General features: G+C 67.4%; 18 protein-coding genes. 9 read left to right on the top strand and 9 right to left on the bottom strand.

Going from position 1 to position 19031, the window contains the following annotated elements:
• Positions 1-372 precede the first annotated feature (372 nt).
• From galE to TSH20_RS31630, 3 genes are read left to right on the top strand one after another with little or no spacing between them, the layout of a single operon-like run.
• Entirely contained in the window at positions 373-1386 is a 1014-nt protein-coding gene (galE, locus tag TSH20_RS31640; protein ID WP_109157193.1) for a UDP-glucose 4-epimerase GalE, read from the top strand.
• Between the two features lie 39 nt (positions 1387-1425).
• A complete protein-coding gene (locus tag TSH20_RS31635; protein ID WP_109157192.1) occupies positions 1426-1995 on the top strand; it encodes a winged helix DNA-binding protein in 570 nt (189 codons plus the stop codon).
• A gap of 31 nt (positions 1996-2026) precedes the next feature.
• Positions 2027-3235 carry a DUF2336 domain-containing protein gene (locus TSH20_RS31630; protein ID WP_247874550.1) on the top strand — a complete coding sequence of 403 codons (1209 nt, stop codon included), beginning with the start codon at positions 2027-2029 and terminating at the stop codon, positions 3233-3235.
• Positions 3236-3240: 5 nt separating this feature from the next.
• Here TSH20_RS31630 and TSH20_RS31625 read toward each other — a convergent pair whose 3' ends face one another.
• A complete protein-coding gene (locus TSH20_RS31625; RefSeq protein WP_109157190.1) occupies positions 3241-4584 on the bottom strand; it encodes a nitrate regulatory protein in 1344 nt (447 codons plus the stop codon).
• Positions 4585-4671: 87 nt separating this feature from the next.
• On the opposite strand from TSH20_RS31625, the gene TSH20_RS34795 reads away from it, so the two are divergent.
• From TSH20_RS34795 to TSH20_RS31605, 4 genes are all read left to right on the top strand, one after another.
• Positions 4672-5010: a hypothetical protein gene (locus tag TSH20_RS34795; RefSeq protein ID WP_146205439.1), complete on the top strand. Its 339-nt coding sequence runs from the start codon at positions 4672-4674 to the stop codon at positions 5008-5010.
• 113 nt (positions 5011-5123) lie between these two features.
• Positions 5124-6338, top strand: a complete 1215-nt coding sequence (locus TSH20_RS31615; RefSeq protein ID WP_282183592.1) for an alpha-hydroxy acid oxidase — start codon at positions 5124-5126, stop codon at positions 6336-6338.
• Between the two features lie 103 nt (positions 6339-6441).
• Positions 6442-7227 carry a nucleotidyltransferase gene (locus TSH20_RS31610; RefSeq protein WP_109157188.1) on the top strand — a complete coding sequence of 262 codons (786 nt, stop codon included), beginning with the start codon at positions 6442-6444 and terminating at the stop codon, positions 7225-7227.
• Entirely contained in the window at positions 7220-7939 is a 720-nt protein-coding gene (locus TSH20_RS31605) for a metallophosphoesterase (protein WP_109157187.1), read from the top strand. The genes TSH20_RS31610 and TSH20_RS31605 overlap by 8 nt, the downstream gene beginning before the upstream one ends.
• A gap of 59 nt (positions 7940-7998) precedes the next feature.
• Here TSH20_RS31605 and TSH20_RS31600 read toward each other — a convergent pair whose 3' ends face one another.
• From TSH20_RS31600 to TSH20_RS31565, 8 genes are all read right to left on the bottom strand, one after another.
• Positions 7999-8370 (bottom strand): SDR family NAD(P)-dependent oxidoreductase, encoded by a 372-nt coding sequence (locus tag TSH20_RS31600; RefSeq protein ID WP_199232099.1) that lies wholly within the window; start codon positions 8368-8370, stop codon positions 7999-8001.
• Positions 8371-8402: 32 nt separating this feature from the next.
• On the bottom strand, positions 8403-9713 hold the full coding sequence (locus TSH20_RS31595) for an MFS transporter (protein ID WP_158282099.1): 1311 nt from the start codon (positions 9711-9713) through the stop codon (positions 8403-8405).
• Positions 9714-9845: 132 nt separating this feature from the next.
• A complete protein-coding gene (locus TSH20_RS31590; RefSeq protein ID WP_109157199.1) occupies positions 9846-11165 on the bottom strand; it encodes an FAD-binding oxidoreductase in 1320 nt (439 codons plus the stop codon).
• A gap of 11 nt (positions 11166-11176) precedes the next feature.
• Complete coding sequence (locus tag TSH20_RS31585) at positions 11177-11458, bottom strand: ethanolamine utilization protein EutQ (RefSeq protein ID WP_247874549.1); 282 nt, start codon at positions 11456-11458, stop codon at positions 11177-11179.
• A 435-nt stretch (positions 11459-11893) separates the two neighbouring features.
• On the bottom strand, positions 11894-12526 hold the full coding sequence (locus TSH20_RS31580) for a TetR/AcrR family transcriptional regulator (RefSeq protein WP_158282098.1): 633 nt from the start codon (positions 12524-12526) through the stop codon (positions 11894-11896).
• Positions 12527-12714: 188 nt separating this feature from the next.
• Positions 12715-13767: an ABC transporter ATP-binding protein gene (locus tag TSH20_RS31575; RefSeq protein WP_109157183.1), complete on the bottom strand. Its 1053-nt coding sequence runs from the start codon at positions 13765-13767 to the stop codon at positions 12715-12717.
• Positions 13760-15427: an iron ABC transporter permease gene (locus TSH20_RS31570; protein ID WP_109157182.1), complete on the bottom strand. Its 1668-nt coding sequence runs from the start codon at positions 15425-15427 to the stop codon at positions 13760-13762. The genes TSH20_RS31575 and TSH20_RS31570 overlap by 8 nt, the downstream gene beginning before the upstream one ends.
• A 191-nt stretch (positions 15428-15618) precedes the next feature.
• Positions 15619-16722, bottom strand: a complete 1104-nt coding sequence (locus TSH20_RS31565; protein WP_109157181.1) for an ABC transporter substrate-binding protein — start codon at positions 16720-16722, stop codon at positions 15619-15621.
• Between the two features lie 182 nt (positions 16723-16904).
• Here TSH20_RS31565 and TSH20_RS31560 point away from each other — a divergent pair, with 182 nt between their 5' ends.
• Together TSH20_RS31560 and TSH20_RS36245 are read left to right on the top strand one after the other, a co-directional pair.
• Positions 16905-17570 (top strand): response regulator transcription factor, encoded by a 666-nt coding sequence (locus tag TSH20_RS31560; RefSeq protein WP_109157180.1) that lies wholly within the window; start codon positions 16905-16907, stop codon positions 17568-17570.
• Positions 17570-19009 (top strand): sensor histidine kinase, encoded by a 1440-nt coding sequence (locus tag TSH20_RS36245; RefSeq protein ID WP_109157179.1) that lies wholly within the window; start codon positions 17570-17572, stop codon positions 19007-19009. The genes TSH20_RS31560 and TSH20_RS36245 overlap by 1 nt, the downstream gene beginning before the upstream one ends.
• Positions 19010-19031 lie beyond the last annotated feature (22 nt).

Here is a 19031-nt window from a genome sequence, read left to right as displayed (position 1 = left end):
GACGCGGGGGGAGGCGTCGGCGGACTTGGCACGGTTAAGCTTTACACCGGGGACATTTTAGAGACGTGTGACAAGTTTCGGCCCGCACTCCTTTCCAGCATCCGAAAAAGGGGTATCTTCGTCTCTCTAAGTCGCTGATAAAAAACGGGAAAACAGCGCTTCACCGAAGGTCTTAGGCCGTTGGTGGCGGTTTTTGCAGCCATCTGGTCAGACGCAGCCGACATCGTGCATGCTGCGACGCGATGAATTTGCGCAAGGCGCCGTGATCCCCCCATCCGGCCTGCCCTGCACCGCCCCCCGCTTTCCTTCCACCATGCCGGCCGCCCGTTTCAGGCTGCGGCCCAAAGACCGGTTCAAGGAAACCCACGCTCCATGACGACCTCGAAAACCATTCTCGTTACCGGCGGCGCCGGCTATGTCGGCAGCCACTGCGTGACGGAGCTTCTCGACCGCGGCCACCGGGTCGTGGTGTTCGACAATCTGCGTCAGGGCCATGCCGCAGCCGTTCCGGCCGAGGCGACCTTCATCCAGGCCGATCTCGCCGACGAGGCGGCGCTGGCCCGTGTGTTCGGGCAGTGGCGCTTCGACGCGGTGTTTCACTTCGCGGCGTTGTCCGTGGTCGGCGAATCGATGCGCGACCCGCACGCCTATCTGCACGGCAATACCGTCACCTCGCTGAACCTGATCCGCGCCGCGGTGAAGGCAGGGGTGATGAAGCTGGTCTTCTCCTCCACCGCGAACCTGTTCGGCTCGCCCAAGCGGATCCCGATCGACGAGGATGAGGCGATCGATCCCGGCAGCCCGTATGGCGAATCGAAGTTCATGATCGAGCGCGCCCTGCATTGGGCCGACCGCTGCCATGGTCTGCGCTCCGCCTGCCTGCGTTACTTCAATGCCGCCGGCGCCCATCCGAACGGGCAACTCGGCGAGGATCACAGCCCGGAGACGCATCTGATCCCGCTGGTGATGGACGCCGCCACCGGCAAGCGTCCGCACATCGAGATCTTCGGCGACGACTATGATACCCGCGACGGAACCTGCATCCGCGACTATATCCATGTCTGCGATCTGGCCGACGCCCATCTGCGGGTGCTGGACGCGCTCGATGAGCGGTCGGTCCGCTACAACCTCGGCAACGGCACCGGCTACAGCGTGCGTGAGGTGATCGCGTCGGTGGAGCGCATCACCGGCCGCACCGTGCCGGTGAAGGTCGGCCCGCGCCGCCCCGGCGACCTGCCGGTGCTGATCGCCTCGTCGGAGCGCATCCGCCGCGACCTCGGCTGGCAGCCGCGCTTCCCGGAACTGGACAGCATCATCGGCAGCGCCTGGGCATGGCGCAGCGCACATCCCAACGGCTTCCGCGGCCTTGCCGCCGCGGCGGAGTGAGTCAGCAGGAAGGACGACGGCAATGGTAGAGCCGGGATCATGGACGCGATGAGCAACCTGAACTGGGACGATGACGACGCGCCCGAACCGGGATCGGACGACAACTCCGGGGACCGGACCGGCGGCAAGCCCGGCGAGGCTCTCGACCTTGCCGACTTCCACGGCATGGCGCGCCTGATCGAGCGGATGCACCGCCGGTACCTCGATGTCGTCCGTGTCGGGCTGTCCAAGCAGGGCATCGAGGACATCGGACCGGTGCAGGCGCTGATGATCATGCTGATCGGCGAGGACGAGCTGTCGGTCCGCGACCTGATGGAGCGCGGCTATTACTTGGGCTCGAACGCGTCCTACAGCCTGAAGATCCTGGTCGACGCCGGATACATCAACCGGGCCGCCAACCAGCGCGACCGCCGCACCGCCCGCCTCCAGCTGACCGACAAGGGGCGGGAGCTGTGGGAGGGGCTGCGGCGGATGGAGCAGGCGCAGGCCGAGGCGCTGGTGCGCAACGAGACCGAGGTCCGCGACCTGAAGGCCAGCTACCGCACGCTCCGCCGGCTCGACCGGCTTTGGGGCGACATGGTCCGCTACTCCTGCCTCGATTTCGATTGAAGGTCTTCCTCCGATGCCGCAGCCGGGTGCCATGATGCCACACGCCGCCGCCCACCCCGACGCCCCCCACCCCAACGGCCTGTCGTCCAAGGACGTGGAGCGGCTGCTCGTCTCGCCGAACGCGGAAACGCGGATCGAGACGATGAACAAGCTGTTCCACGACCTGGAGGCGGGCGCGCTCAGCCCGGCCGAACGGTCGCTGGCGATCGAGGTGGTGCATTGCTTTGCCGGCGACGCCCAGGTGGCGGTACGCGAGGCTGTGGCCTGGCAGCTGCGCAACAGCCCGCTGCTGACCGAGGATCTGGCGGAGCGGCTGGTGCGCGACGTCGGCCGGGTGGCCTTCCCCATCCTGCGCGACGCCGCCGGCCTGACCGACGATCTGCTGCTGGACGTGCTGTCCGATCCCGATGCCGGCAAACATGTGGCGGTCGCCAGCCGCTCCAAGGTTTCGGCCCGTGTCTCCGGAGCGATCGCCGAGCGCGGCAACGTGATCGCGGTGACGGCATTGCTGCGCAATGACGGCGCCGAGGTGCCGGACAGCGCGATGAGCCGCGCGCTCGACCGCTTCGGCCGGGTCCGCATGGTCAGCGAGGCGGCGGCGACCCGTCCCGGCCTGTCGCTGGCGATGGTGGAGCGGGTGGTCGCCTTCGTGTCGGACAGCATGCGCACCACGCTGATGCAGGCGCACGGCCTGTCGCGCGAGCTGGTCGAACGGCTGGTGGAGCGCGGCCGGGAAGCGGCGACCATGCGCATGCTGCGCCCGGTGCTGCGCGGGGCCGAGGATATCGACGCGGTGATCCAGTGGCTGCACACCAACCGCCGTCTGACGCCGGTCCTGCTGTTCCGCGCGCTGTGCGCCGGCGACCTCGGGCTGTTCGTCGCCGGCATGGCGCTGCGCGCCGGCATCCCGCAGGAGAATGCCCGTCGGCTGGCCTGGGATGACGGCGAGCTGGGCATGGCGGCGCTGATGAAGAAGGCGACCGTTGCTCCCGGCCTGACCCACCCGTTCCAGGTCGCGGTCGGCGTCGCCAAGCGCATGGAATATGAGGGCGGCGACGCCCAGCGCGAGGACTTCCAATCGGAGGTCATCAGCGAGCTGTTCACCGCCTGCACGCCCACCAACGACTGGATGGTCGACGACCTGCTGCTGCAGTTGTTCGACCAGAAGTCCGACGAGGTGATCGACCGGGCGCTGGATCAGGCGGGGCTGCCCTTCTCGCCGGTGCGGACGGTGCAGTAATCGGGTCAGCCTCCTCCCGCCGTGGCGCCGGCAGTGACGCCGCGGAGGATGTCGGACATGCTGAGGATGGCCTCCGCCACCTCGATGATGCGCTTGTTCTGGTTCATCGCCGTCTTGCGGATCAGCTTGTAGGCTTCCTCCTCCGACAGGTTGCGGGTGGACATCAGCAGGCCCTTGGCGCGGTCGATCACCTTGCGCTCGTTGAGCGCTGCCTTGGCGGTCTCCAGTTCCAGGCTGACATCGCGCAGGCGCTGGGACTGCGCCTGGACGACGTCGAGGACCGAGCGCATCAGCTTCGGCCGCAGCCCGTCTGGAGCGTAGAGGCCGGAGGCGTCCTGGCCGGAAAGACCGGGATCGGCATCGACCAGCACCATGGCGACCGGCACCACCGCGTCGGGTGTTCGGCCGTCGGCCTGTTCCAGATCTGCACGAGCCTGGGCAAGCTTCGCCTCGCACAGCCGGCGGAGATCCTCGGTCAGGCGGTCCTCCACCGTCTTCAGCAGGTCCATGCGGCGGGTGGAGCGTTCGAACCAGACCTCCGGGGTGATGCCTGACAACTCGCCATGGCGGGCATCGTCGGCGAGCGCCACCGCACGCATCCGCTCCACCTCCACCACCGCAGGGTCGGCCAGGGCGGTGCGGACGGCGGCGGCATGGGCGGGATCGGCGAACTCCGCGAAGATGCGGAAGGCTCGGTTCTGCGCGTCGATCAACTGGGCGAGGCGCGCATGTTCCGCCCCGTCGAAGCGCCCGCGCGAGAAGCCGGCGCTGGCGGTCGCCCGCTCCTGACCGGCGAATTCCTTGCCCTGGACGATGTTGAACAGGGCGACCAGGGCGCGGGAGATCGCCGGGTCGGCAGCGATGTCGGCGGCCTCGAACACCACGGACAACAGATGGCCGATGATGTCGGTGAAGGCCTTCACCGAATCCTGCGGCACCAGCGCCAGCGACGACACCTGACCGCGCAGGGCCGGCAGACCGTCCAGCGCGTGGAGCGCGATGGCGACGCGGCTGTAGAACTGCGCGCCGGAACTGAGGCGGTCGAGCTGTTCGTCCACCAGATCCAGCCGGTCGCGCAGCACCGCCTCCAGCGCCTTGGCGTCGGATTGCCAGCGGGCGCGGTCGTCGGCGAAGCGGCTGCCGCTGGAGCCCAGATAGATGGAGGAGGCGCCGCGTTCCTTCTGCAGGGCGTGGATGAGGGCGCTGAGATCGCGGACCAGGGCGCTGACCACCAGAAGCTGTTCGACGTCGCGGATGCGGCACAGCTTGGCGGCGCGAAGGAATCGCGTCGCGGCGGCGCTGGTCCCGCTTTCGGCCCCGCTTCCCCGACTCTGCTGCTCGATATCCATGCGGCCCGTTCCCCCGACATCGCCCTGCCCCACGGGTCCATACGCAATGGATATGCCAGCTTGAATGCGCCCGCGGACCGGGCGGGAATGCGGCTTTTGCGCGAGAGTCCAGAGGCGTTGCCGGAAAAATGGGCGGACTGTTGGCGCGAAGATGTGCAGCGCAACATCGAAGGGTTCGGCGCTGTTGTAAGAGAGTTTCCCCGTTTCGGAGTCGCTCCCATGATGACCAAGAACCCGTTCATGAGCGCTTGGCTCTCCTGGGCCAACCGCGCCAGCGGCATGTGGACCTCCGCCACAATGTCGGCGGCCAGGCGCAACCAGGCGGCGGCCCAATCGGCGATGATCAAGGCCATGATGACGCCGCCGAAATCCGGGCAAGGCAACTCCGCTTCCAAGCCGAAGCGGAAATCCAAGCCGGCGCGCTGAGCGGCGGGCCGGCCAAAGGGCAGCGTTGCCGCAGCCATGGCTTGACGGTGCGCGGAGGGAATGGCCAAATCCACCCCCTTCCGTTTCACGCGCAACCGTTCGAGACACGCCCCATGACCTCCGTTCGCATGCCTTCGTCGCGGCCGCCGTCGCGCTGGGCGAACCTGTTCACCGACCGGCCCGTCACCTGCATCGAGGATCTGCGGCAGCTGGCGGAATGGCGCGTGCCGCGGATGTTCTACGATTACGCGGATTCCGGCTCCTACACCGAGTCGACCTACCGCGCCAACGAGTCCGACTTCGGCCGGATCAAGCTGCGCCAGCGCGTGGCGGTGGACATGACCAACCGGACGCTGGCCAGCACGATGGTCGGCCAGCCGGTGGCGATGCCGGTGGCGCTGGCCCCGACCGGCCTGACCGGCATGCAGCATGCCGACGGCGAGATCCTGGCAGCGCGCGCCGCCGCCAAGGCTGGCGTGCCCTTCACCCTGTCCACCATGAGCATCTGCTCCATCGAGGACGTGGCGGAGAACACCGACAAGCCCTTCTGGTTTCAGCTCTACGTCATGCGCGACCGCGCCTTCATCGACAAGCTGATCGACCGCGCCAAGGCGGCGGGCTGCTCGGCGCTGGTGCTGACGCTGGACCTGCAGATCCTCGGCCAGCGGCACAAGGACATCAAGAACGGGCTGTCGACCCCGCCGAAGCTGACCATCGGCAACATCCTGGACATGGCGACCAAGCCGCGCTGGTCGATCAACATGCTGCGCACCCACCGCCGTACCTTCCGCAACATCGTCGGTCACGCGACGGGAGTGAGCAACCTGTCGTCGCTGTCCTCCTGGACGGCGGAGCAGTTCGACCCGACGCTGAACTGGGACGACGTGCGCCGCATCCGCGACCGCTGGGGCGGCAAGCTGATCCTGAAGGGCATCCTCGATCCGGAAGACGCGGTGATGGCGGCGGAGACCGGGGCCGACGCGCTGATCGTCTCCAACCATGGCGGCCGGCAGCTGGACGGCGCGATTTCCTCCATCGCGGCGCTGCCGGCCATCGTCGAGGCGGTGGGCGACCGCATCGAGGTGCTGATGGACGGCGGCATCCGCTCCGGCCAGGACGTGGTCAAGGCTCTGGCGCTGGGCGCCAAGGGGACCTTCATCGGCCGCGCCTTCCTCTATGGGCTGGGCGCCGGCGGCGAGGCCGGCGTGGCCCAATGCCTGGAGATCATCCGCAAGGAGATGGACGTGACCATGGCCATGTGCGGCCTGCGCGATATCAAGGACGTGACCTCCAACATCCTGGCCGGGAAGCCGAATTTCGGGGTTTGACCAGGGCGGTTCGGGGGGCAACGTCAGCCCCCCGCAACGCTTCCCGCCCTGCCCTGTTGTACCGGGGCAACGTGCCACACCGGCATGTAACGGGGAGTGGTCCATGAGCGAACTCCGTGAGGGCAGCGCCACCGTCACCGCGGAGGCAGAGGCCTTCTATACCGAGAGCCTGAAGCTGCTGACCCAGTCGGGCATCCCGTTCCTGCTGGGCGGGACATACGCGGTCAGCGCCTATACCGGGATCAACCGGCCGACCAAGGACATCGATGTCTTCTGCTGCGGCGGCGATTTCCCGCGCATCCTCTCCCATTTCCAGGACCATGGCTTCGAGACGGAGATCGAGGACGAACGCTGGATCGGCAAGGTCAAGCATGGCGAGCTGTTCTTCGACGTCATCTTCAATTCCGCCGTCGCCATCAACCCGGTCAACGACCGCTGGTTCAAGGAGGAACACCGCGCGGTGATCTGCGGCGCCGATGTGCGGCTGGTGGCGCCGACGGAGATGATCTTCTCCAAATCATTCGTCCAGATGCGCCACAAGTACGACGGGCCGGACGTGGCCCACATGATTTTGAAACAGCATGACAAGATCGACTGGAAAAGGCTGCTCGCCCACATGGAGCAGTATTGGGAAGTGCTGCTGATCCACCTGCTGAACTTCCGCTTCATCTACCCGACCGAGCGCGACCGCATCCCCGACTGGCTGGTGGCGGAGCTGCTGGAACGGATGCAGGAGCGCGCCAAGCTGCCGGTCGCCCAGACCCGCATCTGCCGGGGCCGGCTGTTCTCGCGCGAGGATTACCTGATCGACGTCACCCAGTGGGGCTTCGCCGACGTGGTCGGGGAGGAGGGCACGAAGGAGAGCCTGAAGGAGAGTGGAAATGGATGAGCGCAGGCTGACCGTCGCCGCCATCGGCGACATCCATGTCGGCGAGACCACGCAGTATCCCTATCGCGATCTGTTCCAGGAGATCGCCGGCAAGGCCGACGTGCTGGCGCTGTGCGGCGACCTGACCAACCACGGCAAACCGCGCGAGGCGGAGATCCTCGCCGACGCCCTGCGCTCCATCGGCATCCCGGTGGTCGCGGTGTTCGGCAACCACGATTACGAATGCGGCCATCTGGAGGAGATCGAGCATATCCTGGCACAGGCCGGGGTGCGGTTCCTCGACGGCGCGCCGCAGGAGATCGGCGGGGTCGGCTTCGCCGGGGTGAAGGGTTTCGGCGGCGGCTTCGGCAACCGGATGCTCGACAGCTTTGGCGAGCCGGCGATCAAGCAGTTCGTCCATGAGGCGGTGAACGAGGCGATGCGGCTGGAAAGCGCGCTGCGGCAGCTCGACACCGAACGGGTGTTCGTCGTGCTGCATTACGCCCCCATCGCCGCGACGGTGGAGGGGGAGCCGACGGAGATCTTCCCGTTCCTGGGATCGTCGCGGCTGGCCGAGACCATCGACCGGTTCGACAATGTGCGGGCGGTGGCGCATGGGCATGCGCATCACGGCAGCTATCACGGGACCACGCTGCGGGGGACGCCGGTCTACAACGTGGCCCAGACCATCCCCAAGGAGACCGGGCGGCCCTATGCGCTGATCGAGGTTTGAGGCCGGCGGGAACATGCCGCTTCGGAAAAGGCATTCCCCCGGAGCCGACAGGTCGGGCTTCAAGCCGATGCGAAATCGGTCGATAGCGAAACCCCGCGCCAGTTGTCGAGGATCGCCCGGTCGGCGGCGTGCTTGGCCTCGATTGCCGCGACGGTGTCGCTGCCGAGCGGCAGCCTGACCGGCGGCTCGGCGACATCGGCGAAGCGGACGAGCACATCGACGACCGTGACATGGATGCCGAGCGGCGCCGGTTCGGCGTGCAGCGCTTCCGACAGCCCTTCGACCGCGAATTTGGCGGAGCTGTGGACGCCGAAGCCGGCAGCGCCGCGATAGCCGCCGATGGAGGAGATGTTCAGGATGCGGCCGGACCGCGCCTTGCGCATCTGCGGCAGCACCACGCGGGTGACGTGAAGCCGGTGCGGCTGCGGCATATGGCCTTGACCGGTCGCCGCAGCCGTGGTTCTCAGCTCGTTGCGCCCGTCCGCCGGACGGCCAGCTCGGTTCCCGCCTTGAGGAGATCGGCGTGTAGATAACGGGCCGCCGCGAGGTAGTGGAAGACCGCCCAGAGGCCGGTGAGCGTTCCGGCGACCAGCACGTAGCGCAGCGACTGCTGCGGATCGGCCACCCGCGTCTCCAGCCAGTCGGACGCCCAGCCGATGACCTGCGGGGCGACGGCAAGATTGGCGATGTTGGCGACGAACAGCAGGATGGCGATGATCTGGGCCCGCATCGACGGCAGGACCGCGTTCTGCACCAGAGCAAGCGTCGGTCCGATATAGACGTAGGCGATCGGCACGAACACCCAAAGCATGATCTCGGCGACGAAGCGGGACTCCGTCAGGTAGGCGGCCGCGGATGCCCCGGTGCCGGCGAGGGCGGTAACGGCGACGACCCAGATTTGCCAGCGCGCATCGCGGCCGGCGCTCCAGTGCATCACCCAGGCCGTCAGCAGGATGGCCGCGGCCCCTCCGATCCCGTGCATCGGGCCGAGCAACGCCCCCGCCTCGCCGACGGACAGATGGTGGGAGCGGACCAGGAAGGACGGGGTCCACCAGATCAGGCCCCAGCCCCAGAAGGTGATCACCGTGGCGCCGGCCAGAATATGCAGCAAGGCCTTCTGCGTGCGAACGAAGCGCAGGGTGTCGCCGAGGCTCGACGTCGCGGCGGTCGGATGGCTCGGGTCGAGTTGGCCGCGCTTGGGTTCCCTGACCCCCAGCCATACGATTGCCGCCAGAGGCAGGCCGGCGATGCCGAAGGCGACGAAGACCGCCCGCCAACCATGATGATCGTTGATCCACCCGCCCCCAGTCGACCCGATCCAGGCGCCGACGGCGGCGCCGATGCCGAAGATCGACATGGCGAACGCGCGCTTCGACGGCAGGAACTTGTCGGACAGCAGGGCCTGGGACGGGGGCGTCCCCCCGGCCTCGCCGACGCCGACCCCGATCCTGGCGAAGAACAGGTGCCAGAACCCCTGGGCGTATCCGCAGGCGATGGTGAACAGCGACCATCCGGCAAGCGCCAGCGCCGTCATCTTCTTTCTGTTCGTCCGGTCGGCGAGGACGCCGAGGGGAATCCCGGCGGCGACATAGAAGATCGCCAGGGCGGTTCCCGTCAGGAATCCCACCGCGCCGTCGGAAAGGGAGAACTCGGCCTTGATCGGCTCTATCAGGGTGGAGATGACGAAGCGGTCTGCGATGTTCATCGCGTACACGGTGGTCATCAGGAACAGGGCGATCCACCGGTCCGGCGATTCGACGGGCAATTCCGCCATGGACCGGCTCGCGGCTGGAACGGTATTCGGCTGGCCTACAGCTGCGGCTCCCTTCATCTTACGCTTCCTCCTCCTGTTTTGATTTTATGGGCGGAAAAACCGGCCGGGGATTGGCCCGGGGCATCGAAAGGCTCAGGCTTCGGCGCGCGCCCGCCACAGTTCCCAGGCGAAGCGGCTGCGGACGCCGAGATCGAGGAACGGACGCGGCGGCAGGCCGGTGGGAGCGCCGAGGCTTTCCATATCGGCGATCAGCGGGTTGTCCTCGCCGCACGCCATATCAGCCGCCAGGACGCCGCTGATGGTCCCCTTTGCCACGCCGACGCCGTTCTGGCAGACGGCGGCAAAGACATCCGGTGCCACGCGGGCGAAGCCGGGAGCGCCGTTCCGGGACAGGCAGATGTAGCCGGTCCAGGTATGCTCCATGCCGACGTCGGGCAGCATCGGGAAGCGTTGGTCGAACAAGCGCTTGTGCCCGGCCCCTATCGCCCGCCGGCGCTCGTCCGACCGGCGGAAGCCGGGACAGAAATGGATGTTCTGCCGGATCAGGATCCGATGGTCCGAGGTCCGCCGCATGGTGATGCCGGCGAAAGCGTTGGCGGGCGTGAGTCCCCAATTTTCCACCCCGCCCAGCGCGGCCCGCTCATCGGGCGACAGCGGGCGGCTCAAGCTCGCATGGGCGGCGAAGACCAGCAGCCGCCGCTTGTAGAAGCCGAACTTCTCGGCGAAGCCGTTGACCGCCAGGATCATCTTGGGGGCGCTGACGCTGCCGCCCGGCGTGGTCAGCGTGACGCCGTTGCGATAGTCGACCTGCGTCACCGGCGTGTTCTCATGCAGCCGGACATTCGCCGGCAGGCTGTCGGCCAGCCCGCAGCAGAGCGCGGCCGGGTTCAGCAGGACGCAGCCGGGCGTGTGGATGGCGGCGGAGAAATGAGGCGACCCCAAATCCTTGCGGAGGGCGTCGCGGTCGACCCAGCGATAAGGTTCGCCCAAGGCATCGAGTTCCTTGGCCAACGGCGTCAGGACCTGGGCGACCCCCTTCTCCGACACCGCCGCATGGTATTTTCCGCGCAGGCTCCAATCGCAGGCGATGCCGTGCCCGTCCACCTGCCGCTTGAGGTAGGCGATCCCCGCTCGCGCGAGATTCATCGAGCGGTGGGAGCTTTCAAGCTCCTCCAAGGAACTGCCGACAGTGTGCGGCAAGTCGATGGCGAAGCCGGAATTGCGGCCCGACGCGCCTTCGCCGGCCTGCTGGGCCTCCAGAACGACGACCGTCTGGTGCGGGCGGTTTTCCGCGAGCCGCCGCGCGGCGGCGAGGCCGGCGTATCCGGCGCCGACGACGACCCAGTCGGCCCGGACATGACCGTCGAGGCTGGGGCGGGGCGTGCGGCGGGGCAGGATCCGGCTCCAGCCATTCGTGCTGTCGTCGGCGGGAAGACGAGTGATTTCGTGCATCTTGAAATGCCTCAAGACCTTGCGGCTGCCCAATCGGCGGGATGGATCGCATAGACCACGAGCGCGTTCTCGGCCTCGTAGACGAGGTCGCTGCCCGCCGGCAGCCAGACGCTGTCGAAGGGTCCGGCCCGCAGCACGCCATGGGCGGTGTGAACGCGCAGATCACCGTCGAGCACGATCAGGACTTCGTCGTAGGGCACGGTCCATTCCAAGCGCGCGTTCCTGAGACGAACGAATCCGGTTCCCAGAACAGTCCCATCCTTCGAACCGGAGACTTCGGCCAATTCCGCCATCTGGCCGTCCTCCGCTCGGGGAACGAAAGCGAGATCGGCAAATCTCTCCACCCTTGGCGCGGCTTTCGGATGTCCCATGGCCGGTTCCTCCCTCGGTGCGTGGACTCGCTCAAGCACAGTGCGCAAGCGCGGCGGCAGGCCACGCCGTACACATCAGGCTTGTTTCCATACATGTCTGTATTGAGACAATCCGTACACCCTTGTATTGAGAGGGTCAACGGAAAAAATCTCCGAGTTTCACGGAGGGAGGGGACGAACTGGATGGGGTGCTCGGATCGACGGGCCGCCGGACCGGCGGCCGGGTTGCGCGTCTGCTCCGCGCACCCGTTCACTGCCCTTGGGGGCTCTGTCTCGACATGGCAGTTTGGATGCCTCGCACGGCTCATGCGCCTGCCGTGCGTGCCGCTGGCAGGCCGGTGGCGTGCCTACCGGCGGTCAGCCCAGATGACGCCCGCGGAATGCATCGGCGGCCTGCCGATCCAGCGGCTTGCCGGTATAGGCCTCATAATACCCTTCCAGAAGGGCAAGGCGGTCGGCAAGAGGCTCGCTGACTTCGAGCGTGTAGTAGCCGAGCTGCGAGTAATAGACGATCCGGGCGCGAACGAGCGCCTCCGGGGAGGAATAGCCGAAGCGGGAGAACAAGGATGTGAGGGCTTCCAGCCGCGTCTCGTCCGCCTCCCTGACGGACTTGCGGATGGGCTCCGACCGATGGGCCCATTCCCGCATGGCATGGTCGAGACGCGGGTCGAACCGTTCGGGGTCGATCCACGCCTCGAACAACGCCATCATGCCGTCGAGGAACGAGGGGGCTCCGCTGATCGCAGCCACCAGGCCGGCCGTGTTCTTCTGGGACCAGAAAGCGACGATACCGGAAAGAAGCTCGTCGCGATCCTTGAAATGCCAGTAGAAGCTTCCCCGGGTCACCGACAGGGCATCGGCAAGCCTGGTGATCCTGACCGCGTCGATTCCGTCTTCGATGAAGATGCCGATCGCGGCAGAAAGCCAATCGCTACGCCCGAGATGGCGAACCGCATCTTCTTGCCCCTGGCGTGCCACCTGCTCGATCAACTCGCGGCTTCTCACCGGCTCAACCCCCAAGGCTTTGTATAGTAAATCTGCAATACACCAAGATTTTGCAACCGTACACTGCTGATTGGGAAATGCAAGCGTACATTACCCAGCCGGAATGCCGATGGGAAAACGACGATCGCCCTCTCCGGGGATAGGGCGATCGGAAGCAAGAGAAGGAATGGCGCTCAGAACACCCAGAGCTGTTCCGGCGGCAAATGCAGCCAGTGGGTGCCGGCCGCCAAGGGCCGCCCGAAGGCCCGCAGCGTCTGGTCGCCGCAGCGGAAAACATGCTCCCAATGGCTGCCGAGATAGACCGAGGTCTCCAACTCGGCCGGGATGCGGTTCTCGCCGTGTCCGTCGACCACCTCGACCTGTTCCAGGCGGATGACGCCGGTCGCCTCGTCCGACACGGACTTGCCGGCGCGGTCCTTGCCCCACAGGGGGATGCCGGACAGGTCGATGCGGGCGTAGCCGCCGCGCTTGTCCTGCACGCGGCTGCGGATCTGGTTGTTGACGCCCATGAACTCCGAGGCGAACAGGCTGACCGGCTCGGTGTAGAGCTGTTCGGGAGTGCCGGCCTGGACGATGCGGCCGCCGTCGAGCAGGACGATGCGGTCGGCGATCGCCATCGCCTCGATCTGGTCGTGGGTGACGAAGACGGCGGTCAGGTTCATCCGCTTGATCAGGCTGCGGATCCAGATGCGGGCCTCTTCGCGCAGCTTGGCGTCGAGGTTCGACAACGGCTCGTCGAGCAGGATGACCGGCGGGTTGTAGACCAGGGCACGAGCCAAGGCGACGCGCTGCTGCTGGCCGCCCGACATCTGGTGCGGGTAACGCTCGCCGAGATGGCCGAGGCCGACGCCCTCCAGAACGGATGCCACGCGCTGCTGGAGGTCGGCCTTCGGCACGTTGCGCAGGCGCAGGCCGTAGGCGACGTTCTCGAACACCGTCTTGTGCGGCCACAGCGCGTAGGACTGGAAGACCAGACCGAGGCCGCGCTTTTCCGACGGCACGTTGAGGCCGGCGGCGGCGTCGAACACCGGCTGGTCGCCGATGGAGATGACGCCGCGCTTCGGCTCCTCCAGACCGGCGATGGAGCGCAGCAGCGTGGTCTTGCCGCTGCCCGACCGGCCGAGCAGGGCGACGATCTCGCCCTGGGCGAAGGTGGCGGTGATGCCCTTCAGGATCTCGGTGTTGCCGTAGGACAGGTGCAGGTCGTCGATGATGAGCTTAGCCATGGGAGCGTTTCCCGAAGAGCGACATCAGCAGCAGGCCGCCGCCGATCATCGCGATGTTGATGGTGGACAGCGCGGTGACGAGATCGACGGCGCCGGTTCCCCACAGCGAGACCAGCAGCGAGCCGATCACTTCGGTGCCGGGGGCCAGCAGATAGACGCCGGTCGAATATTCGCGCATGAAGGTGACGAAGATCAGCAGCCAGCTGGAGAACAGGCCGACCTTGATCAGCGGGATCGTCAGGTCGCGCGACACCCGGCCGGGGCTGGCGCCGACGATGCGGCCGGCTTCCTCAAGCTCGGGGCCGATCTGCAGCAGGGCGCCGCTGACCAGACGCATGCCGTAGGCGAGCCAGACCAGCGTGTAGGCGACCCAGATGGCGATCATGGTCTGGCGCAGCGGGGCCAGGAAGGGCGTGAACAGGAAGACCCAGAAGATCGCCAGACCGGCGACGAGGCCCGGCATGGCGCGCGGCAGCAGCACCAGATAATCCATCAGCTTGGTCCAGCCCGACGGCCAGCGGTGGGCGGCGAGGTTGAGGACGGTGTAGACGCCGACCGACAGCGCTCCGCCGACCGACGCGATCAGCAGCGTGTTGACAATGCCGCGGGTCAGGTTGGGGAACTCCATCAACTCGCGGAAATGGTCCAGCGTCAGCACGTCCAGCAGGTTGACGCCCTCGCCCCAGCTCGACACGAAGGCACGGAGCACGAGGCCGCTCAGCGGCACCACCACGGTGAACAGAAGCCACGCGGTGATCATCGCCGCGGCCGGCCAGCGCCAGACGCCGATCGACACCGGCTTCTGCGCCGCGGCCTTGCCCTTGACCGAGACGTAGCGGTTGGCGGCGCGCAGCAGGAAGCGCTGCAAGGCCACCAGCGGCAGGGCGATGCAGATGATCGCCACCACGACCACCGCCATCAGCTGGTAGGACGGGGTGCCGAGCTTGTTGGTGAGCTTGTAGAGGTAGGTGGCGAGAACCAGGATGCCTTCGGGGTCGCCCAGCACCAGCGGCAGGCCGAACAGCTCGAAGCCCAGGAAGAAGACCAGCACCGCCGAGTAGAGGATGTTCGGCATCACCATCGGCAGGCTGACGGTCATCGCCGTGCGCAGCGGGCCGGCGCCGGTCATCCGCGCCGCTTCCTCCACGTCGGAGCCGAGGCTGCGCAGCGCCGAAGAGGTGTAGAGGAAGATGTGCGGGACGTGGGTCAGGCCGGCGATGACGATCAGCATCCACTTGGAATAGAGATACCAGGGGACATAGCCGAAGGTGCTTTTGAACCACAGCGTGACGAAGCCGGCCGGGCCGAGGCTGACCACGAAGCCGAAGGCCAGCACCACCGACGAGACGAACATCGGCACCAGGATCACCGGCTCGATCCAGCGGCGGCCCGGCAGGTCGGTGCGGGTCATCAGGAAGGCGAGCAGCGCGCCGACCGGCACCGCGATGGCGGTCATGCCGAAGGCGATGATGCAGGAGTTGTAGAGGGCGTCGAAGAAATCCTCGTCGTCCAGAACGAACTCGTAGGCGCTGAGCGTAAAGGAGATCTTGGGCTGGAAGAACGGCCCGTCGAGGAAGCTCTGGTAAACGACCAGCCCGATCGGGGCCAGCACGGCAATCGCCATGGCGACGATCACCGCGATGCGCGTCGCGCGGTTCATGGGGGGATTCCTTTTGGCGCAAATCTTCCCTCTCCCGCCCCGGGAGAGGGAGGGGACCCGCGCCAAAGGCGCGGGGAGGGTGAGGGGTGAGGCAAGGATCGACGTACTTGTTCCTTCGATTGCCCCTCACCCTTCCCGCCTTCGGCGGGCCCCTTCCCTCTCCCGGGACGGGAGAGGGAGGTTGACGGCGGTTACTTCCCCTGCAGGGCCTTCTGCCAGTCCTTCAGGAACTTCAGGCGCTTCACCTGATCCAGGTAGGTCAGCAGTTCCGGGCCGACATGGATCGGGCGCAGCGTGCTTTCCGGAATGCCGGCGGTCGGGTTGGCGCTCGCCAAGTCAGTGCGGATCGAGCCCATGTAGCGGGCCTGCATCGCCTGCTGGCCGTCCTTCGACAGCAGATAGTCGAGGAACAGCTTGGCGGCGTTCGGGTGCTTGGCGCCCTTCGGGATGAAGGCGATGCGCGACATCACGATGGTGTAGTCGGACGGCAGCACGACGCCCAGCGAGTCCGGGTCCTTCTTCTGACGCTCGAAGACGTAGGAGCCGATCATGTTGTAGCCGATGGTGTGCTCGCCAGACGTCAGGCGCTCGATCATCGCGCCCGAGGAGGTGTAGAGCTTCACCCCGGTCTGGCCCATCGCCTTCACCAGATCCCAGGTGCCCTTGCTGGCCTGCACGTCCTGGGTGATGTAGAGGAAGCCGACGCCGCTGCGCTCCGGATCGTAGGAGGTGACCTTGCCCTTGTAGGCGTCCGGCTTCTCAGCGAGAAGCTTCGCGAGGTCGGCGTGGGTCTTCGGCACGTCGGCGGCGGGGACGACGCGCTTGTTGTAGGCGAAGACGATCGGCTCGGCGGTGGTGCCGAAGGCCTCGTTCTTCCAGTTGGCCCAGTCGGGGATGTTCTTGGTTTCCGGCGACGTATAGGACTGGGCGTAGCCGTCGTTGACCAGCTTCATCTGCAGGTCCATCGCCGACGACCACATCAGGTCGGTGGTGCCGGTGTTGGCCGCCGCCTCGCTGATGAAACGGTTGTACATCTCGGTCGAGTTCTGGTCGGCGTATTCCAGCTTGATCTTGGGATAGAGCGCCTCGAACCCCTTCAGGAGTTCCGACACGGCGGCCGCGTCGGTGGCGGAATAGATGCTGAGCGCGCCTTCCTGGTTCGCCGCCTCGATGATCTTGGCATAGGACGGGTCGTAGCCGGCGGGGACCGACTGCGCCTGGGCGGTGCCGGCGGTGAAGGCCGGAACGGTGATGGTCAGCGCGGTCGCGACCAGAAGGGCCAGTTTGGTGCGCATCTCTTCCTCTCCTGCGGTTGGTTCCCACGGCGCCGTTGCGGGCCGGATTGGTTGGGCTTACAAGCGACTTTGTCGTGACTATAGGCGGCCAACCTGTCGTCAATCTGTCGCGGGTTGAAATTGTTGGTGGAACGGAACAGGGGCGTTCGGATGATGGCCCGGTCGGACGGAGGGTGCAGCCCTTGCGCATCCTGATCGTGGAGGATGACGCGGCCCTGGCACGCGGGCTGACCGCGTCGCTGAAGCTGGCCGGCTATGCCGTCGACCATGTCGCGTCGGGAGAAGAGGCGGCGCGGCTGGAGCGGGCGGAGCCCTATGGGCTGGTGGTGCTGGATCTGGGATTGCCCGACCTGTCGGGGTTCGAGGTGCTGACGCGAATCCGCCGCCGCGGCTCCACCGTGCCGGTGATGATCCTGACCGCGCGGGAGGCGGTGGCCGACCGGGTGAAGGGGCTGGATCTCGGCGCCGACGATTACCTGCTGAAGCCCTTCGACCCGGCGGAGTTCGAGGCGCGGGTGCGCGCCCTGATGCGGCGCGGCCAGGGCACGCCGGTGCCGGAGCTGGTGTGCGGGGGGCTGCGCTACGACCGCTCCACCGCGACGGTGACGCTGAACGGGCGGGTGCTGGATTTGCGCAAGCGCGAGCTGGCGGTGCTGGAGGGGCTGATCACGCGGGCCGGCAAGGTGGTGCCGAAGGAGCGGCTGGCGGGGGAGGTGTTCGGCTTCGACGAGCCGGTGGCCCCCAACGCCATCGAGCTGTATGTCGCCCGGCTGCGCAAGAAGCTGGAACCCGACGGGCCGCAGATCCGCACCATCCGCGGGCTGGGTTACCTGATGGAAAGCGCCTGATGGGAGTATCGCCGGCGGGACGGCGGGAGCGCGTACCGTCGCTGCGGCGCCGGCTGCTGACCCGGCTGCTGGTGCCGCTGGGGGCGCTGGCGGTGGGGCTGGGCGTCGGCGGATCGGCGCTGATCCATGGCTTCGTCCAGTCCACCCATGACCGGCTGCTGGCCGGCTCGACGCTCGCCATCGCCGAGCGGCTGGCGGTGGACGACGAGAATGGCGAGGTGACGGTCGACCTTCCCGCCGTCGCCTTCGGCATGCTGGAGAGCCAGGCGCGCGACAGCATCTATTACAACGTCGCCCATGAGGGCGGGGTCATCACCGGCTATCTCGATCTGCCGCTGCCGGACATCTCGAAGATGCCGACCAACGTCACGGTGTTCCGCGACGCGACCTATCGCGGCCATGCGGTGCGGGTGGCGGCGCAGATCCGGCGGCTCTATGGCGTGCCGCAGCCGGTGCTGGTCCAGGTGGCGGAGACCACGGCCGGCCGGCGCGCGGTGGAGGTTGATCTGCTGCTGTGGCTGACCCTGCTGGAGGTGGCGCTGGTCGGCGGCAGCGGGCTGCTGGTGTGGGGGGCGGTCGGGCGCGGTCTGGCGCCGCTGGGGCGGCTGCGGCGGGTGATCGACAGCCGGTCAGCGCGCGGCGGGATGGCGCTGGTGCCGCTGCCGCTGGCGGTGGTGCCGGTGGAGGTGCTGCCGCTGGTGATCGCCATCAACGGACTGCTGGCACGGCTGGATCAGTCCATCGGCACCATGCGCCGCTTCACCGCCGACGCCTCGCACCAGCTGCGCACGCCGCTGGCGGTGCTGCGCACCCATCTGGCTCTGCTCCGCCGCTTCGGCACCGACAGCGCGGAGGGGCGCGCGGCGCTGGACGATGTCGAGGGGGCGGTGAAGCGGCTGGAACGGCTGCTGGTCCAGCTGCTGGCGCTGGCCCGCGCCGACGAGGACGCGCCGGCGATACCGGCAGCGCCGGAGGTGACCGACCTGCGGCAGGTGGCGATGGAGGTCGCCGCGGAGCAGGTGCCGGCGGCGCTGGCCCAGGATGTCGAGGTGCGATTCGAAGCACCGGAGGATGGGGACGCCGGCCTGCGGGCCGTGGGCAACCCGGTGCTGGTGGGCGAACTGCTGGGCAATTTGCTGGACAACGCCATCCGCTACAACCGGCCGGGCGGCACGGTGACGGTGCGGGTTGGCGCAGGTCCCGTCCTGGAGGTGGAGGACGACGGCCCCGGCATTCCGGAGGCCGAGCGCGAGCGGGTGTTCGAGCGCTTCTATCGCCTGGACCGTCCGGGCGAGCCGCCGCGCACCGGCAGCGGGTTGGGGCTCGCCATCGTCCGCGCACTGGCCGACCGGCTGGGGGCGGCCGTGCGGCTGGACGCCGGACAGGACGGCCGGGGGCTGAAGGTGACGGTGATCCTGCGGCCGGCGGAGGGGGACTGATTGCGGCGGGTTTGGGGGGTGG

It is taken from the genome of Azospirillum sp. TSH20 (genome assembly GCF_003115935.1).
In the GTDB taxonomy this organism is placed as follows: domain Bacteria; phylum Pseudomonadota; class Alphaproteobacteria; order Azospirillales; family Azospirillaceae; genus Azospirillum.
Note: the sequence above shows the minus strand (reverse complement) of the source record. Positions and strands in the feature narration are given on the sequence as shown.

Coding starts and splice junctions, on each gene's coding strand:
- galE (WP_109157193.1), top strand. CDS start 373: ATGACGACCTCGAAAACCATTCTCGTTACCGGCGGCGCCGGCTATGTC.
- TSH20_RS31635 (WP_109157192.1), top strand. CDS start 1,426: ATGGACGCGATGAGCAACCTGAACTGGGACGATGACGACGCGCCCGAA.
- TSH20_RS31630 (WP_247874550.1), top strand. CDS start 2,027: ATGATGCCACACGCCGCCGCCCACCCCGACGCCCCCCACCCCAACGGC.
- TSH20_RS31625 (WP_109157190.1), bottom strand. CDS start 4,584: ATGGATATCGAGCAGCAGAGTCGGGGAAGCGGGGCCGAAAGCGGGACC.
- TSH20_RS34795 (WP_146205439.1), top strand. CDS start 4,672: ATGCGGCTTTTGCGCGAGAGTCCAGAGGCGTTGCCGGAAAAATGGGCG.
- TSH20_RS31615 (WP_282183592.1), top strand. CDS start 5,124: ATGACCTCCGTTCGCATGCCTTCGTCGCGGCCGCCGTCGCGCTGGGCG.
- TSH20_RS31610 (WP_109157188.1), top strand. CDS start 6,442: ATGAGCGAACTCCGTGAGGGCAGCGCCACCGTCACCGCGGAGGCAGAG.
- TSH20_RS31605 (WP_109157187.1), top strand. CDS start 7,220: ATGGATGAGCGCAGGCTGACCGTCGCCGCCATCGGCGACATCCATGTC.
- TSH20_RS31600 (WP_199232099.1), bottom strand. CDS start 8,370: ATGCCGCAGCCGCACCGGCTTCACGTCACCCGCGTGGTGCTGCCGCAG.
- TSH20_RS31595 (WP_158282099.1), bottom strand. CDS start 9,713: ATGGCGGAATTGCCCGTCGAATCGCCGGACCGGTGGATCGCCCTGTTC.
- TSH20_RS31590 (WP_109157199.1), bottom strand. CDS start 11,165: ATGCACGAAATCACTCGTCTTCCCGCCGACGACAGCACGAATGGCTGG.
- TSH20_RS31585 (WP_247874549.1), bottom strand. CDS start 11,458: ATGGCGGAATTGGCCGAAGTCTCCGGTTCGAAGGATGGGACTGTTCTG.
- TSH20_RS31575 (WP_109157183.1), bottom strand. CDS start 13,767: ATGGCTAAGCTCATCATCGACGACCTGCACCTGTCCTACGGCAACACC.
- TSH20_RS31570 (WP_109157182.1), bottom strand. CDS start 15,427: ATGAACCGCGCGACGCGCATCGCGGTGATCGTCGCCATGGCGATTGCC.
- TSH20_RS31565 (WP_109157181.1), bottom strand. CDS start 16,722: ATGCGCACCAAACTGGCCCTTCTGGTCGCGACCGCGCTGACCATCACC.
- TSH20_RS36245 (WP_109157179.1), top strand. CDS start 17,570: ATGGGAGTATCGCCGGCGGGACGGCGGGAGCGCGTACCGTCGCTGCGG.